The sequence below is a fragment of the Agrobacterium sp. SORGH_AS_0440 genome, from assembly GCF_031453135.1.
Lineage (GTDB): Bacteria > Pseudomonadota > Alphaproteobacteria > Rhizobiales > Rhizobiaceae > Agrobacterium > Agrobacterium pusense.
Genome location: NZ_JAVIYR010000001.1, coordinates 851,669 through 867,252, shown reverse-complemented (window position 1 = coordinate 867,252; position 15,584 = coordinate 851,669). Strand labels below are relative to the sequence as shown.

Annotated in this window: 15 protein-coding genes and 1 pseudogene; 8 read left to right on the top strand and 8 right to left on the bottom strand. The window is 58.2% G+C overall.

Annotated elements, in window-relative coordinates; genetic code table 11:
- Nucleotides 1-24: 24 nt before the first annotated feature.
- On the bottom strand, nucleotides 25-1,236 hold the full coding sequence (locus QE453_RS04015) for an alpha/beta hydrolase (protein WP_309776425.1): 1,212 nt from the start codon (nucleotides 1,234-1,236) through the stop codon (nucleotides 25-27).
- 283 nt (nucleotides 1,237-1,519) lie between these two features.
- Here QE453_RS04015 and QE453_RS04010 point away from each other — a divergent pair.
- The 4 genes and pseudogenes from QE453_RS04010 to QE453_RS03995 all read left to right on the top strand — a co-directional run.
- Nucleotides 1,520-1,957: pseudogene (locus QE453_RS04010) on the top strand (DUF1214 domain-containing protein); the annotation flags it as partial.
- Nucleotides 1,958-1,996: 39 nt separating this feature from the next.
- A complete protein-coding gene (locus QE453_RS04005) occupies nucleotides 1,997-3,436 on the top strand; it encodes a DUF1254 domain-containing protein (protein ID WP_244405631.1) in 1,440 nt (479 codons plus the stop codon).
- Between the two features lie 147 nt (nucleotides 3,437-3,583).
- On the top strand, nucleotides 3,584-3,889 hold the full coding sequence (locus QE453_RS04000) for a DUF3302 domain-containing protein (protein WP_244405633.1): 306 nt from the start codon (nucleotides 3,584-3,586) through the stop codon (nucleotides 3,887-3,889).
- Nucleotides 3,886-5,025, top strand: coding sequence for a biotin/lipoyl-binding protein (locus QE453_RS03995; protein ID WP_309776424.1), 1,140 nt, complete (start codon nucleotides 3,886-3,888; stop codon nucleotides 5,023-5,025). Before QE453_RS04000 ends, QE453_RS03995 begins: the two co-directional genes overlap by 4 nt.
- Nucleotides 5,026-5,072: 47 nt before the next feature.
- Here QE453_RS03995 and QE453_RS03990 read toward each other — a convergent pair whose 3' ends face one another.
- Together QE453_RS03990 and QE453_RS03985 are read right to left on the bottom strand one after the other, a co-directional pair.
- Nucleotides 5,073-5,834 carry a transporter gene (locus QE453_RS03990; protein WP_167497245.1) on the bottom strand — a complete coding sequence of 254 codons (762 nt, stop codon included), beginning with the start codon at nucleotides 5,832-5,834 and terminating at the stop codon, nucleotides 5,073-5,075.
- Nucleotides 5,835-6,067: 233 nt separating this feature from the next.
- Nucleotides 6,068-7,864, bottom strand: coding sequence for a heavy metal translocating P-type ATPase (locus tag QE453_RS03985; protein ID WP_309776422.1), 1,797 nt, complete (start codon nucleotides 7,862-7,864; stop codon nucleotides 6,068-6,070).
- Nucleotides 7,865-8,044: 180 nt separating this feature from the next.
- Here QE453_RS03985 and QE453_RS03980 point away from each other — a divergent pair, with 180 nt between their 5' ends.
- The gene (locus QE453_RS03980; RefSeq protein WP_162719276.1) at nucleotides 8,045-8,869 is read left to right on the top strand and encodes a universal stress protein; all 825 of its coding nucleotides are present in this window, start codon (nucleotides 8,045-8,047) and stop codon (nucleotides 8,867-8,869) included.
- 72 nt (nucleotides 8,870-8,941) lie between these two features.
- On the opposite strand, the gene QE453_RS03975 is transcribed toward QE453_RS03980, so the two are convergent.
- Entirely contained in the window at nucleotides 8,942-9,868 is a 927-nt protein-coding gene (locus QE453_RS03975; protein WP_244405641.1) for a LysR family transcriptional regulator, read from the bottom strand.
- A 123-nt stretch (nucleotides 9,869-9,991) separates the two neighbouring features.
- Between QE453_RS03975 and QE453_RS03970 the strand changes: the two genes are divergently transcribed.
- Nucleotides 9,992-10,348, top strand: a complete 357-nt coding sequence (locus QE453_RS03970) for an antibiotic biosynthesis monooxygenase (RefSeq protein WP_004446047.1) — start codon at nucleotides 9,992-9,994, stop codon at nucleotides 10,346-10,348.
- A gap of 67 nt (nucleotides 10,349-10,415) precedes the next feature.
- Entirely contained in the window at nucleotides 10,416-11,561 is a 1,146-nt protein-coding gene (locus QE453_RS03965) for an MFS transporter (protein WP_309776420.1), read from the top strand.
- A gap of 89 nt (nucleotides 11,562-11,650) precedes the next feature.
- Here the strand turns inward: QE453_RS03965 and QE453_RS03960 are convergent, their stop codons facing one another.
- Complete coding sequence (locus tag QE453_RS03960; RefSeq protein WP_244405645.1) at nucleotides 11,651-12,235, bottom strand: pyridoxamine 5'-phosphate oxidase family protein; 585 nt, start codon at nucleotides 12,233-12,235, stop codon at nucleotides 11,651-11,653.
- 34 nt (nucleotides 12,236-12,269) lie between these two features.
- The gene (locus QE453_RS03955) at nucleotides 12,270-13,241 is read right to left on the bottom strand and encodes an MBL fold metallo-hydrolase (protein WP_244405647.1); all 972 of its coding nucleotides are present in this window, start codon (nucleotides 13,239-13,241) and stop codon (nucleotides 12,270-12,272) included.
- Nucleotides 13,242-13,365: 124 nt separating this feature from the next.
- Between QE453_RS03955 and QE453_RS03950 the strand changes: the two genes are divergently transcribed.
- Nucleotides 13,366-14,262, top strand: a complete 897-nt coding sequence (locus QE453_RS03950) for a LysR family transcriptional regulator (protein WP_113732067.1) — start codon at nucleotides 13,366-13,368, stop codon at nucleotides 14,260-14,262.
- Between the two features lie 64 nt (nucleotides 14,263-14,326).
- Here the strand turns inward: QE453_RS03950 and QE453_RS03945 are convergent, their stop codons facing one another.
- Nucleotides 14,327-14,701: a VOC family protein gene (locus tag QE453_RS03945; RefSeq protein ID WP_022563187.1), complete on the bottom strand. Its 375-nt coding sequence runs from the start codon at nucleotides 14,699-14,701 to the stop codon at nucleotides 14,327-14,329.
- A 39-nt stretch (nucleotides 14,702-14,740) separates the two neighbouring features.
- Nucleotides 14,741-15,547, bottom strand: coding sequence for a helix-turn-helix domain-containing protein (locus QE453_RS03940; RefSeq protein ID WP_244405648.1), 807 nt, complete (start codon nucleotides 15,545-15,547; stop codon nucleotides 14,741-14,743).
- Nucleotides 15,548-15,584: the final 37 nt, after the last annotated feature.

Sequence of the window (15,584 nt, the reverse complement as noted above, 5' to 3'; positions counted from 1 at the left end):
CGCGTAAATAGCAGTAAACAAAGGTTATTGAGTAAGCAGTTCGGCTTTTGCGTTGCTCCGCAACGTGCTTTCGATGTCCGTTGGCGCCCTGGTTTTTTGCGACTGTTCCATTACAGTCAAAGGAGCGGCGACAGCGGCTCCTGCGACATTGCCGACCGTCCGGACGGTGCCGCCGATGACGGTCGCGACGCCTTCGCCAAGGGTGATGTTGCTGTCGGTCAACGTCTGCCCCGTCATCAACCTTTGGCCGATAAGCTGGACGATCTCGGGACTTTCGGCAAACTTGCCATGGTGCAGGCCATCACCCGCATCGACTTTCGTCAGGTCGATCGCCGTAATTCCGGCTTGCTCGAGTTTGGTTCGGTAGGGTTCGCTGGAGGGATCGATCGCTCCCAACCGCGAGACATTTCCGGTTATGAAACTGGAGGCGGCAAGAGCCCTGTCGTCCTGTGAGACAAACACGGTGAATTTCGGTCTTGGCGAACCCATTTCAATAAACTGTTTGGCAAAAACCTGCGTATCGATATCCGGTGAGGCGAGAATGACGTTGCGGATCTTTGCGTTCACCCGACCGTCACGGATGCCCATCTGCCGCAGAGATTCCATCGCCAGCCACGTCCCCATCGAATGAGCAAGGATTGTGATTTCCCGGACGTTCGGGTCCGCGGCAAGAACCCGGAGCGATTGCTCGAGCGCAGTCCTTGAATAGTTCGTGCTTTCCCTATCGTATTCATAGGCCGTCAGCTGGGCGCGCGATGGCCAGGTGAAGAGCACAGGTGTCGCCTTCATGCCGCTGTCATGGACGATTTGAGCAAACCGGAAGACCGAATCCTCATATCGATTGTTGAAGCCGTGGATGAAAACGAGGGCATGTCCGCCTTCGATGTGCTGCCGGAACCAGGCCCGTCCCTGCGGTATGGTTTCGATCTGCCTGACCCTCGTCACCGCAAAATCGGTCGCGGGATTTGCCGGCAGCCGGCGCGGCCATTGTACGTCGCCGGCCTTGCGGTTCGGCGGTATCGAAACGGCGACATCGGTCAGATAAGGTTTCGGGCTGCGCTCGCCGCTAAAGAGCGTTGCCGGATCGCCGGATGGCTGCCGCGTCGTGGCAACAAGCATGTCAACCTGTGAGCTCTTCGGGGAGGTGCCTTTTACCTCGACGGGCGCCATTACGCCGTGTGGGTGGCCGCAGGACGAGAGGAGCAGGACTGCTGCAAACGCGATGATCGTCTTCATTGAGGCTCCTTGGCTGCGCGGCAAGAACACTACGGATCGACACGCGGCGCGGGAGTACGCAACCGTAAACGACGGATGATTTACGGTTGCGGAAAAGCCGTTTACCGTTGCGTACTTATTCGCGCATGATGGATGTGGTCGTCTCTCATCGACATTGAGGGGCGACCATATGCACGTCAAAGATACAATGATCCGCAGTGCGGCACAGACAGCTCCTGCGTGTCTTGCAATCCTGCTGAGTTCCGCGACCCTATTCGCCGCCGACTACAAGATGACGACGCCCCGCACACTGTTTTATTATGCGGCGACGATAAACACACCCGCCATGGCGGTTGCAATGCCAGGGGTCGGCTCTCAATACGCGGCAGCCAATCTCGACAGCGAGGGTAACCCCTTTAACGGCGGCAAGACATACGTGCTGCATGTACCGGCAAACGTTCCCGCAAAAGATTTCTGGTCGGTCGTCATTTACGACACGCAGACGAGATCAATGCTGCAGACTGACCAACCGTTCCCGAGCCTCTCCAGCGAGAAAGACCTGAAGAGAAATCCCGACGGCTCCACCGATATCGTATTTGCTCCCGAAAGGCCCGCTGACAATCCAAACTGGATTCAGACCATTCCGGGCAAATCCTGGTTCACCATTTTCCGCCTCTACGGTCCGCTTACGCCATGGTTCGATAAGACGTGGAAACTCGAGGACATCGCCGCAGCAAGGTAGCGATCGGTAGACGGCCTATTTCACCGGAGGAAAATCCTTATGAAAGCTCAGATTATTGCGGCCTTGCTGCTGTCTTCGTCCTTTATCTCGCCTGCGCTTGCCCAACAGGCAGCAACGTACAGCTTCGAAAAAGGCTATCCGGCCGCAGAAACCTCGAAAAAGGCGCGGGATGACGCAGACCTTCAGCGAGCTCTCGTCGCCTATCGCTTCTGGTATCCGACCGTTTCAGTCGAAGGAATCTTCAATGGCAACCGGGCCGTCGGCATCGACGATAATGAAGCCTATGGCGGGGCTGCGGCGGGGCCGCGTCAGGTTGGTTTCACGCTCAATTCGGACACACCCTATGGTTCCGCAACCCTCGATGTTTCGAAAGGGCCAATGGTGGTTGAATTGCCGCCCGGGGCCTATATCGGCCTCGTCAATGACCACAATCAGGGCTGGGTGCTCGACATGGGCATTCCCGGACCGGACGCGGGCAAGGGCGGCAAACATCTGATCGTCGGGCCGGACTACAAAGGCAAGATCCCCAAAGGCTATCTGGTCGGTAAAACCCCCACTTACAAGAACCTGCTCGCAGTTCGCGCGCTTCCCGTTGGCGGCGATCAGGAAAAGGCGCTGAAGGCACTGCAAGCAATCAAGATTTATCCGCTTGCCAGTCCAAAACAGCGCCTGAAATTTGTCGACACGACCAATATGGACATCGACAGCACGTCGCTGAAATGGGAGGACAATTTACAGTTCTGGCAAAAGCTGAATGAGATCATCCAGCTGGAACCGATCGTGGCGAAGTTCGAGCCGATGTATGGGCTGCTTCAAACGCTCGGCATCGAGAAGGGCAAGCCTTTCAGCCCCGACGACAGAATGAAAGCCATCCTCGAGAAGGCCGCCCGCGATGGTCGCGATCAGTTGCTGGTATCGGCATTCGATAGTGCCAGGACCGACAAGCTCGCCTGGCCTGACCGCCAATGGGAATGGGTTGGCCTCGTGCCGGGAAGCGCGCAATTTGAGACGGCGGCTGGCATTGATCTTGAAGCGCGAGACCGCTGGTTTGCTCAGGCAATCGTGACATCCCCGGCCATGTTCCGTCGAACAGCAGGAGCAGGGTCACTTTATTGGCTGGGTTCCCGCGATGCGTCGGGTGCCTGGCTGGATGGCGGAAAGACCTACAGGCTTTCGATCCCACAACCAGTGCCGGGTAAGCTTTTCTGGTCCGTCACGGCATATGATGCCCAGACACGATCTGAAGTGCAGACCGATCAAGCCAAAGCGGCGCTTCGTTCCCTGTTTGAATTGAAGGATGCGGACAAGGCTCGGGCGACCGAGCTCTACTTTGGCCCCACTGCACCGCAGGGCCACGAAGATCGCTGGATAAAGACCGTGCCCGGTCGCGGGTGGTTCGCATATATCCGCATCTATGGACCCGATGCACCCGCCTTCGATGGCAGCTGGAAACCGGCTGATTTCGAGGAGGTCAAGTGAGGGCCTTTGCCGCGACCGGCGGAAACTGCTGAACGTCCGGGTGGAATTCCATGGGATTTCCACCCGTGCCGTCGTTGAATGCGGCCCTCTTCCCCGAAAGGCCTGGGCCAGAGACTGTCACAGGTGATGAAGGGAGCGCTAAACATCATGTTTCTGGACTACCTGGCTCTGGCGATACTGGTGTTCATCGTGCTCGTGTTCATCTATGGCATCATCGCGATTCACGACATCCCCTACGAGATCGCAAAACGTCGCGACCATCCGCATCAGGATGCAATCATGGCGGCTGGATGGGTCAGCCTCTTCACGCTGCATGCCATCTGGCCGTTCCTCTGGATCTGGGCGATGGCGTATCGGCCCGGGCGCGGGTGGGGTGGCGGGGTCGATCCGCAGCTGGCCGAACGTGTCGCCAAATTGGAACAGCGCCTGGTCACGAGGAGGCCAAGCGAATGACGACGCTCCTCTGTGTGATCTACGTGGCAATCTGCATCGTCACTTTTCGCTTCCTAAGGGTTCCGTTGACGAAATGGACGGTAACCACGGCGGTCGTCGCGGGCGTTATCCTCGTTGGTGGTATCGTTGTCGTGATGAACTACAATCACCCGTTTTCAAGGGACGGACGGATTTACTTCTACGCGACGCCCATAAGCCCCGCCGTGAATGGTCAGGTCGTCGAGGTTCCGGTAACACCAAACTCCCCGGTCAGGAAAGGTGACGTTCTCTTCCGTCTTGATCCCCGGCCTTTCGAATATGGCGTAGCGCGCCGCAAGGCGGCCCTTGCTGCCGCAAAACAGACCGTTTCAGAGCAGCAGGCGGCGCTGAAGGCCGCCGATGCGTCAGTCAAGTCCGCGACAGCCAACCGCGACCAGGCAAAAGACGATTATGAGCGGCACAGAGATGCCAACAAGAATCCGCGCATGTCACCGTTTTCCACGGAGCAGGTCGATGACCTCCGAAATGCCTATCTCGCTTCGGAGGCCGCGCTGGCGACAGCGGAAGCCCAGGCTGAACAGGCGAGGCTGGCCGCCAATAACCAGATAAACGGTGTCGATACGAACGTTGTCCAGCTGGAAGCCGAACTGGCGCGAGCGGAGTTTGAACTCGAGCAGAGCGTCTACCGCGCGCCGACGGACGGGTATGCGACACAGGTATTTCTGCACCCCGGGATGATGGCAGTCTCGCTGCCACTGAAACCCGTGATGACCTTCGTTCATACGGACAGGAAGGTTTTTGCATCTTCGTTCGACCAGATTGCGTTGCAGCGTGTGAAGGAGGGTGACGAGGCCGAGATTTCCTTTGCCGGGGTACCGGGAAGGGTCTTCAGTGCGAAGGTTCAGACGGTGCTGAAGTTCATGGCGGAGGGTGAGCTCGAACCTTCGGGCACGCTCCTGACCCCCAAAGCGCCCTTTGGTTCAGGACGCGTGATAGCTGTGCTCGAACCGACCGATGACCTCTCGGCGTTCGAACTTCCGGGCGGGGCGACGGCGGAGGTCGCCATCTACACCGGACACTGGACCGAGTTCGCGCTGATCAGAAGAATTCTGCTGAGGATCCGTGCATGGGAAAATTTCCTGGTCTTTGAGCGATAACGCCAAGCTTCTTCCTCATCGCAAAGTAGCTTCGGTGGCGGGCTCGCTCATTGCATGGCGGTTTTCTGCGGGAAAAGGAACGTCACGCCCGCCTTGATGCCCCATTGAGGCCCATCGTCAGCGCCTTCTATATAGTACTTGGCACCGAGCGAAAGGCTGAGGGTCTGCTCGCCGACCTTGACGATCTGGGAGAATGACAACGACACCGGCAGGGTATAATCGCTTTCCACCCAGTCGTAATTGAAGTCCAGATTGGCGGAAATGGTCTTTCCGCCACCGATGTGCCACGCGACAAATGGCTGCAGTTCGGTCTGGCTGACGCGTGGTCTGTCGCCCGCACCGGCGACCGACCAGAGATGGCTTGCCGATAAACCCAGGCTCATTGATTTTGTCTGAAGAAGTAACAGCCCTGAAGGACCTATCGACAGTTTTCCGGTTCCGAAACGGTCGTCCGTGGCCGTCGGAAAGGAGAATTCCGGTCCAAAGGCCCATATAAGCGGTCCATGCCGCGCGGGTGTGAAGGAGAGGTTCTGACTGATATCCCCGAGCCCCAGTTTTCCCCCCGGCGTGCCGATTGGATCATTGTAGACAATCGGAAAATCTGTGTGAGAAATCATGTTCCAGTCGTCGTTCAGCGCGAAAGGTATGACCGGCTCAATATCCAGTGTTGCCGAATATGTGTCATCACCGCCCCAGCGACCGATGTCGAAATCCGAATGGACAGGGACGCTTATCATGAACGATGCAGGGTTGGAGACCTTGCGGGCCAACTCGTCGACGTCATCCTCCGCTGCCGATACCCCTGACATGGCACTCAAAAGGAAAAGCAAGGACAGACCTGCGTGCACTACTTGACCCCCGTTGACGCTTACATCCTGCTTGAGATGAAAAGGAAGGATAAGTACGCAACAGTAAACAGGGCTCTGTTTACGCTGCGAATGCTGGGAATCGGGGTCCGTCTCAGAGGGTCACCCTCGTCGAAATAGTCGTCGGGAACCGGTTGCCATGTCTGGTTACCCGTCCGGGAGGCGTGACGGGTCGATCAACCCGTCCTGATGTTGAGTACACGAAGGGCATTGAGAATGACGACCACGTCAATGACCTGCTGCAATAATGCGCCTTCAACGACTGTGAGGTAACCAAATGCAGCAGCAAGCATGCCGAGCGTCGACAATCCCATGCCGGCGACGACGCTCTGTGTGGCAATCTGCCGACACCGTCTCGAAATTCTGATGCCTTGAACCACCAGGTCAAGGCGGTCCACAAGGAGGACGGCATCCGCGGCCTCGGTTGCTGCGGCTGAGCCATGGACCCCCATTGCAAGACCGATATCCGCTGCGGCGAGGGCTGGCGCGTCATTGACGCCGTCGCCAATCATCAGAACAGGCTGTTTCCTTTTTTCTGCGTTTACGATCTCGATCTTTTGTGCCGGAGAAAGTTCCGCACGGACCTCGTCCAGGGGCAGATCCGCACTGATCATTTTTGCGACATCCTGCCGGTCGCCGGTCGCAAGGATAATGCGGTTTACGCCAATCTCCTTGAAGTTTCTGAGAACGGCACCGCTTCCGTCTCGGAGCCTGTCCGAAAAGAGCAGAATGCCACCGAAGTTGCCATCGATTGCGACCGCAGCTGCCATGGTTCCGGGGCGATCGGCGTGGGGTATGTCGATGCCAAGCTTATCGGCGATATAGGCTATTCCCCCGATCGCCACGTTTCGACCGTCGACGATGCCGGAGACACCTTCGCCAGGATTTTCGGCGACGTTCGTCGGTTGTGAGAGTTCCATGGTGCGGGCCTGGGCTGCCTGCACCAGGGCTTTTGCCGCCACATGGTTCGATGCCTGATCCAGGGATGCGGATAATCTCAGAAGCTCTGCCTCAGGGATTGCTGCATCGATCCCCGAAAGTGTTGGTGAACCTTCCGTCAGTGTTCCAGTCTTGTCGATAACGAGGATACGGATCGTTCCAAGGCCTTCCAGCACACGGGCGCCTTTTACGAGAAGTCCCAGACGCGCCACCCTGGATACGCCGGCCGTCCAGGCGATTGGAACGGCCAATATCAGCGGGCATGGGGTAGCGATGACGAGAACTGCAACCGCGCGAACGGGATCTCCGGACAGCATCCACGCTAGCGAGGCAAGCCCAATCGTCACCACCAGGAATAAAAGTGCGTAACGGTCAGCCATTCGTGCCATGGGTGCCTTGCTGCGTTGTGCGGTTTCCACCAGGCGCAAAATTCCGGCATATGTGCTATCCGCGGCGCGTGTCGTCGCGGTCATTTCGAAGAGGTCGCCGGCGTTGGCAGCGCCACTCAGAACTGTTTCACCCCTGTTCCGCGTGACTGGCAGCGGTTCGCCCGTCAGGGCAGATTCATCGAGCGTTGCGATGTCATCGCCAATTATCCCATCGACGGGGACAAGGTCGCCACGGCGTACGACGAGGACATCGCCCATGTCGATTTCCTCAATTGAAACTTCCTCGATGTGATTGCCGTTTCGCCGGTTGGCTTTCCTGGGGGCTCGCGACAGGAGGGCGGTCATCTCGCGTCTGGCGCGTCCTTCAGCTGCATGCTCAAGATATTGCCCGCCGGAATACATGAGCGCCACGACGGCCCCCGCCATGTATTCGCCAAAAACAAGCGCGCCAGTCATCGATATCATGGCGATCAGGTCGAGCCCGAGTTCACCCGCGCGGAGACTTTTCAGGATTTGAAAAACCAGAGTGACGAGAACCGGAATTGTCCCGGCGATCAGCGCGAATTTTGAGAGTCCGATAAGATTGCCGTATTGTGCCCCGACGCCTACCGCGAGCCCGAGGATTGGGAAGATTGGCAATAGCATCCGGATTATTCTTGTCGTTTCATACGGAAGCATGTGCGACCTTCTGACGATTGCTCGACATTGAACAGGTATTTTACATATATTAAAAATTGCATTCAAAAAAGATATCCACCTTAAGACTTGATATGTAGGAGTTGTCGAAAGAGCGGTTGAGCAGGATGCCAGGGGCGGAGGGCGGCAGTGACAGACCTAGCTATTTTACACGTATGCAGTCCCAATATTGGCGAAGCCCAAATATTGTCCGTGGTAAACGCCACGAAGGCCCTCTGCGGATATCTTTCCGTTTTTGTCATTGGAACATCCGCCGTTCCTCCCATCGGAGCACACGTCAGCAATGTCTCTGTTCCCTGGATGAACGAACGGCAAAGGGACCAAGCGCAGATTGATAAGACGGTGCGGGAACTCGAAGGTTTCCTGGCTGGCACGGGTATTCCCTACAATGTGGAAAGTGCCTATACGGAAGTGTTCAGCGTTGATAACGAGGTTGATCGAAGGGCGAGACTAGCCGATCTTGTCATGATCGGTGCCGATCTTCTCGGCGATCAAAACACCTTGGAGGCCGTTCTTGACGGTGCCTGGTTTCATGCCGACGTGCCTGTGCTGTTCGACCCCGCAGCATCGCTGGTTTTCGACAATCCGACTGTAATGATTGCCTGGCAGGAAACCGCGGAGGCGTCTTCTGCGGTGAGGGCCAGCGTGCCCCTTCTGAAGCTCGCCGGGTCGGTCCACATTGTCATCGTTGACGATAACCGCGATCTACGCGATCCGGCGCCAGGCTTATTATCCTATCTTTCTTCTCGCGGCGTCGAAAACCTGTCAGCACAAGTCGTGCCGCGCAATGATCGCTTGGTGTCTCACGTTTTAGATGATCACGCCGAGAGAGTAGGTGCGAATCTTGTGGTGATGGGAGCCTATGGCCACGCAAGACTTCGGGAATGGGTGTTCGGCGGGGTCACGCGTTCCGTTGTCCAGCATCTGACAAGGCCGACATTTATGGCCCGCTAACCGGCGCGGGCGTCGCTGGAGCCTGCCCCCCTCGGTTCATGCCCGGCGGAAACAGCGGGGTGGAGGAAACCTCTAGCCAGCTTTCTGCCCGTTGACATGAGCTGCAGCCCTTTCCGGCACGAAAAGATTATCAGCCATGAAGTCAACGAACACGCGGATTTTTGGCGATAGATAACGGCTTGTCGGCCAAAGGACGCGGAAAACACCCGCTTCTGCTGTGAAGTCTTGGAGTACCGAGACCAGCGTGCCCTGTTCGATCTGTTGAGCCACGGCGAAGTGTGGCAGGCAGGTTATGCCAAAGCCGTTTTCTGCAAGGTGGATAAGCGGTTCAAGCGTGCTGGCAACCGTCGTCGTCGGCGGCGCGATGCGCAGATTTTTGCCGCTTCTGGCCAGCGGCCATGGCTCCAGTTTGCCCGAGTTGGCAAATCGGTGGTGCATGCAGCGATGACTTGACAGGTCCTCGGGAACGAGCGGGATGCCTTCTCTCTCCAGATAGGCAGGCGAGGCGACTATCCGGTGTCGGAAAGAACCAAGTTTGCGGCTCATCAGCCGCGTGTCGCGCACCTCGCCAGTGCGGACAACGGCATCGAAACCTTCTTCTATCACGTCAACCAGTCGGTCGGTAAAATCGAGATCCAGCGTGATGTCGGGATATGCTTTCATGAATGCGCATATTGCCGGCATAAGCAGCATTCCCGTCAGCGGAAAACTCACGCGCAACAGGCCATGAGGTTCGCTGTGGGACCTTGAAAGCTGCGCCTGCGCCCTGTCCAGCTCAGACAGAACGCGCCGACAGGTATCGAGAAAAAAGCTCCCTTCCTCCGTCAGCGTCATGCTGCGGGTCGAGCGATGGAAAAGCCGTACTCCCATCTCCTGCTCAAGCCGCGCAATGGCCTTGCCAACGGCGGAGCTGGAGAGCCCCAGCCTTTGAGAGGCTGCAACGAAGCTGCCGCCTTCCGCCGCCTGAACGAAAATACTCAGCGTCCCAAGCTTATCCATATCGCTCCCATTAAGGAATATTATTCCGCTCTGATTGGAATACGCGACTGTTTATCGCTTATCGCTCGGCCGATATCCAGTGGGACCCGACAATGGGTAACGATTTTCACGAAAGGAAAGCATATGGACAGCACATTCACCGCCGGATTTGCCATCGCCCCGGAGCCGACAACTTTCATCGTCAATGTCATTCATGCTCATCCGGGCAAGCAGGATGAAGCGTTTCAAATCATTCAGGACGTGGTCCACTACGTGGCAGAACGAAAGCCCGGATTTCTGTGGAGCAATCTTGCAAAGAGCACTGACGGGCTGACCGTGGTCAATATCGAAGCAATTCAGGGGGCGGGCAACGTAGACGAATTCTTTTCAGATCCGGTTTTCGTTGAAAAATTCCGTAAGCTCGACACCGTCTCCACCAGTGAATTCCATACATACTCTGTCGGCGATCTCGTTTTGCCCAAATTGGGCAAGACGGGCTGACACCATGTCACATTCGTTCCCGGACAACCGCAAAACAGCCGCAGGATCAGATGGCAATCGATTGCCGATGGCGGCGCTGCTTGCCCTTGCCACGGCTGGCTTCATAACCATTTTGACGGAGGCCCTGCCAGCAGGGCTTCTTCCACAAATGAGCACGGACCTTGGCGTCAGCCCCGCTGGTGTCGGCCAACTCGTCACGGTTTACGCCATAGGGTCTCTGGTGGCGGCCATTCCGCTCGCCGCAGCCACCCAGCGGTTTCGCCGCAAACCACTTCTCCTCTGCGCCATTGCCGGTTTTGCCGTTGCCAATACGATAACATCCGTCACGGACAGTTTTGGCATCCTGCTGATGGCGCGATTTTTTGCCGGCGTATCCGCAGGCCTGCTTTGGGCGATGGTTGCCGGTTACGCGGCGCGCATGGTTCCGGATGAACTCAAGGGGCGCGCCATCGCTGTCGCGATGGTCGGTACGCCGCTGGCCCTGTCATTAGGTATTCCCACCGGGACGCTGATAGGGTCCGAGATCGGTTGGCGAAGTACATTTTCGGCCATGACCGCGCTGACCGTGGTTTTGATCGGCTGGGTGTTGGTGAAGGTGCCCGATTATCCGGGCACCACGATCAACGAACGGATCACGATCGGCGGAGCGTTGGCAACAGGTGGGATCAAGTCTGTCTTGATGGTGACGTTGCTGTTCGTCCTGGCGCACAACATCCTCTATACCTACATCGCCCCGCTCGTGGCTCCCGCGGAATTAACTCAGAAGCTCGACGTTGTTCTGCTGTTGTTCGGGGTAACGGCCATCGCAGGGATTGGTATTGTCGGCTATCTGATCGGGCGCTGGCTGCGCGAGCTTGTGCTGGCAAGCATCATGCTCTTCGCTGGCGCCGCCTTGACCTTCGGCCTCGGAGGAAACGTGCCTGAACTCTTCTGGCTGGCAACCGGTGTATGGGGATTGGCTTTCGGTGGCGCAGCCACACTGTTTCAGACCGCTGCCGCCAAAACCTCGGGAAAGGCGTCGGAGGTAGCGCAAGCCATGATCGTGACCGCCTGGAACCTTGCGATTGCGGGCGGCGGCATCATTGGTGGCCTGTTGCTCGAACACTCCGGCATCAACTGGCTCGCCTGGTCGGTTTTGGCGCTACTGTCTCTCGCTTTTATTATTGCTTACCTGGAAAAGGAGAGGGCATTTCCGTCGAAGCAATCTACTTGATGACAGACGTGAGCCGAATGCGGACATGATTTCCGCAAACGGCTCACGTCGTTCCTAAAAGCCGTCATCGCGGACGCCTCGGACCAATTTCACGGCGCCGCGCCTGATGCCTGTCGCCATCGTTGCAACTCAGCAAGTGTAAAGCGCGGCGTTATGTGCTGGGGGCAGTTCCAGTCGAAAGCTTCCACGCCGATGAGGACAAGACGTTCCACCCGAGCGGAATAGTCTGGCATGGTCAGCCTCTCCGCCAGCGACGGATCATCTGCTGCGTCGATGATCCGGATGCGTCCAAAAATTTTCAGGCGTTGCCGGTGTGCGTAGTCCATCAGGAACAGTGACACACGGTCATTTGCCGTCACATTACCCGTCGTAATGTATTGCCGGTTGCCGCGAAAATCTCCAAAGCCCAGGAGTGCCGGCTCGAGAACGGTGAGAAAACCGGCTGGTCCGCCCCTGTACTGGACGTAAGGCCAGCCCGTTTCCGAGACACTGGCAAGATAAAAACCGTCACGCTCCCCGATGAAGCCTGCCTCTGCGAGGCCAAGGCGCTGGCCCCGGGTCGTTTCATCCACGCCACCGCGCGCGGCAATCCGCGCCCATTGCTCCGCGCTTCCATACTTATCCTGCGCGGCCGCGACGGAAGGAGTCGTGGCAATATCAAGATATCTGCTCATTTTCCATCTGCCTTTCCAGAGGCCTGAACCCGCCTCAGTCTTGCAATGCCCAGTCCGCAACCTGCCAGCGGATTTGTCCCCGATCGGCAACGACGTGGCCCAGCCCCGGGAACGGCATGTGCGTCGCCGCTATGAGTGTGCCTTCCGAAGCAGCGCGGGGAAAGAAGCGGTCGCGCATTGCCTTGGCCGCTGCCCGGTCCTGTTCGAACAGAAAGAACACGTCAGTCGCTGCCGGATGTACGACCGGGAAGATCATGTCTGAAACCATGATAAGGCTCTTTCCCTCATCTTCCACGCGAACACCGATATGGCCGGGTGTATGGCCGCTCAGGTCGACAATCGAGACGCCCCGCACGATTTCGCGCTCCCCGTCGATCGCCTGAAGTCTGGGGTAGAGACGCACGACCTCTTCCGCCATCTGAAAGCTGGTCTGAAGGTAATCCGGTGCGCCACTACGCTTGGCCGGGTCGGTCCAATGCTTGACGTCGCGTCGATCGATATAGACTTCCGCGTGCGGATAGTTGTTCCTGCCGCCGGCGATCAGGCCGCCCATGTGGTCCTGATGCATATGCGTCACGATCACCGCGTCAATCTGATCAAGCCGCAGACCGAGCCTGGCGAGGGCCTGCGGCAGGTTGCCGGTTTGCCCGATGGAGCCCGCTGCGCCGGCATCAATCAGGATGCGGCGTTGGCCATCATCGATGAGATACTGATTGAACAGAAATCGCACTCCGCTTGGCCTGGCGGTGAACTGGGCGGCAGCCGCCTGTTCCACCTCGGCCGGATCCCGCCCCGGGAAGAAGTTATAAGGCATATCCGCATAACCATCCGTCAGCGCCGTCACCGTAAAGCGGCCGATGCGGATCTGCGCCAGCGGGGTTACGTTGGCCGGCGTCGCGACCGGTTCCGGCGTTGCGGCGATCGCCTGCGCACTATGGATCAGTCCTCCCCCGAGGAGGCCAAAAGGAAGGGCGCTGGCAAAGGCACGACGCGAAAGATCGGGCATGATGTCTTTCTCCTTATTGTGGCAATGGGGGAAGATCCCCGACGTCCTGAAAGCTAGGATATCCAAAACCAATAGGGTATCCTGCGATTTCAGGAGATTACCTCTCAATTTATGGAAGGATGGAATGGATCGGTTCGAAGCGATGTCAGTGCTGCTGGCGGTGGTCGATGCCGGCAGCCTCTCGGCCGGCGCACGGCGATTGCAGGCGCCGCTCGCCACGGTCAGCCGCAAGGTCGCCGACCTCGAAAAGCATCTTGGTGCCCGTCTGGTGCTGCGTACCCGCCGCGGGCTGACCTTGACGGAGGAAGGGCGAAATTACGTCGCGGCTTCCCGGCGTATTCTGGGGGAACTGGACGCGGCTGAGCGGCAGGCAAGCGGCGATTACGGCGCGCTGCGCGGAGGGCTGCATATGACGGCTCCGATCGCGTTCGGGGAGCGCCACGTTCTGCCCATAGTGCTCGAATTCCTGAGGGAACAACCCGAAATCGACATGCGGCTGACGCTGACGGACCGCCAGATAAGTCTGGCGGATGAACCCGTTGACGTGGCGCTGCGCATCGGCCATCTGGCCGATAGCGCGCTGATCGCAACCCGTGTCGGTTCGGTCCGTCGGGTCGTCTGCGCCAGTCCTGACTATATCGCCCGGCGAGGCGTTCCGCTTGATCCCGATGACCTCGCCCGGCACGACGGTATAAGCTTCCAGGGCTTCGCGACCGCGCCCGAAGTTCGTTACCGCCGCGACGGGACGACCTTCAATGTCGAACCCCGCCCCAGGCTTGCGGTCAACACGACAGAGGCCGCAATTCAGGCAGCCATGTCCGGTATTGGCATCATCCGGGTGCTCTCCTACCAGGTCGCCGATCAACTGCGATCCGGCGCCTTACAGGAAATTTTGACCGAGTTCGCACCTGAACCGCTGCCTGTTAATGTCATTCATGGGCCGGCCGAGCCCTTGTCGATGAAAGTGCGGTGCTTTCTCGACTGGCTCACACCCCGCCTGCGCGAGCGGATGGCTCAATAAGTTCCGCTCCGGAGCCACGACCGAGCTTCATTTCTGCAGCCAACCGAGCGCAAGGTTGCCTGCCTCATGTCGTCGGAGGCGTCCGAGCGGTCAGTTTATTTCCATCGGGATCGCGAAGATATGCGACGAACGCCCCGTTCGGACGCGCCGTCGGCGGGCTCTCGATTGCCGTGCCGCCATGCGCGACGCCGGCGGCATGCCAGGCTAAAACATGATCGGGGGTCGCCGCCGCAATACCGATCGTTCCGCCGTTGGCGGCAGTCGCCGGCTTGCCATCGATCGGTTTCGTGATCATGAGCCGCCCACCCTCATGGGCGTAAATCAGTCGGCCTCTTGCATCCATTTCGCCGGGCTTGCCGCCCAGTGCAACAAAGACGGCATCGTAGAATTTCCTGGCCCGCTCCAGGTCGTTGCTGCCGATCATGACGTGGGTGAACATGTTTTATCTCCTCTCAGGTGTGGCGGTGTTTTTTGACGTTCAGCGGTCGAAATTTCCCAGATATCGGGCAGGTGATGTGCCAAGCGCCTTCTTGAACATGGTTATGAACGCAGACACGGATTGATATCCTAGATCGCCCGAAACCTGCTGCACCGTTGCCCCCGCGGCAAGGCTTCGGATCGCGACAATCACCTGCAATTGTTGTCGCCAGCGGCCGAAGGTCAGGCCCGTCTCGTTTTGGACGAGGCGGGCAAGCGAATTCTCGCTCATCGCCATTCGTCTTGCCCATTGTGCCATCGTACTACGGTCGGATGGATCTTCCGCCAGTTCCGATGCAATGCGTGCAAGCCGGGGCTCATCCGTCACCGGCAGATGAAGATGCTCAACCGGCATCCGCGACAAGGCTGACAGAAGCAGCGTTGCCATGACTTCCGAGTCAGCAGTCGCCACTGCGGACTGGTCGGCCATCTCTATGATCAACTCCCTGACGAGCGGGGACAGGGAAAGCGTGCAGCACCGGTTCGGCAGATCGGCGGCCCCCGGCTCGATGAACAGGAAGAACAAACGCGCGTTGGCGGTCGCCACGTTGCTGTGACGCATGCCTCCTGGAACCCAGACGCCACAATGAGGCGGAACCATCCACATGCCTCTTGGGACGCGGCATGTCACGCCTCCCCGCAGAGGCATAACAAGCTGGCCTTTGCGGTGCTGGTGTTCCGGAGCCTCGCGTTCGTTCTGCGACACGTCGATCCTCACAGCGCGAACGCGCGACGAGGAGCTTTCGAGATCATGGTCGGCGAGGGCGCCGGACAGGGATATCGGCGCCTGGTGGTATTTAGTGATCATTAGAGAGAATATCTAAATTCTTCTTCCGGTTTTGTCG

Coding starts and splice junctions, on each gene's coding strand:
- QE453_RS04015 (WP_309776425.1), bottom strand. CDS start 1,236: ATGAAGACGATCATCGCGTTTGCAGCAGTCCTGCTCCTCTCGTCCTGC.
- QE453_RS04005 (WP_244405631.1), top strand. CDS start 1,997: ATGAAAGCTCAGATTATTGCGGCCTTGCTGCTGTCTTCGTCCTTTATC.
- QE453_RS04000 (WP_244405633.1), top strand. CDS start 3,584: ATGTTTCTGGACTACCTGGCTCTGGCGATACTGGTGTTCATCGTGCTC.
- QE453_RS03995 (WP_309776424.1), top strand. CDS start 3,886: ATGACGACGCTCCTCTGTGTGATCTACGTGGCAATCTGCATCGTCACT.
- QE453_RS03990 (WP_167497245.1), bottom strand. CDS start 5,834: ATGTCAGGGGTATCGGCAGCGGAGGATGACGTCGACGAGTTGGCCCGC.
- QE453_RS03985 (WP_309776422.1), bottom strand. CDS start 7,864: ATGCTATTGCCAATCTTCCCAATCCTCGGGCTCGCGGTAGGCGTCGGG.
- QE453_RS03975 (WP_244405641.1), bottom strand. CDS start 9,868: ATGGATAAGCTTGGGACGCTGAGTATTTTCGTTCAGGCGGCGGAAGGC.
- QE453_RS03970 (WP_004446047.1), top strand. CDS start 9,992: ATGGACAGCACATTCACCGCCGGATTTGCCATCGCCCCGGAGCCGACA.
- QE453_RS03965 (WP_309776420.1), top strand. CDS start 10,416: ATGGCGGCGCTGCTTGCCCTTGCCACGGCTGGCTTCATAACCATTTTG.
- QE453_RS03960 (WP_244405645.1), bottom strand. CDS start 12,235: ATGAGCAGATATCTTGATATTGCCACGACTCCTTCCGTCGCGGCCGCG.
- QE453_RS03955 (WP_244405647.1), bottom strand. CDS start 13,241: ATGCCCGATCTTTCGCGTCGTGCCTTTGCCAGCGCCCTTCCTTTTGGC.
- QE453_RS03950 (WP_113732067.1), top strand. CDS start 13,366: ATGGATCGGTTCGAAGCGATGTCAGTGCTGCTGGCGGTGGTCGATGCC.
- QE453_RS03945 (WP_022563187.1), bottom strand. CDS start 14,701: ATGTTCACCCACGTCATGATCGGCAGCAACGACCTGGAGCGGGCCAGG.
- QE453_RS03940 (WP_244405648.1), bottom strand. CDS start 15,547: ATGATCACTAAATACCACCAGGCGCCGATATCCCTGTCCGGCGCCCTC.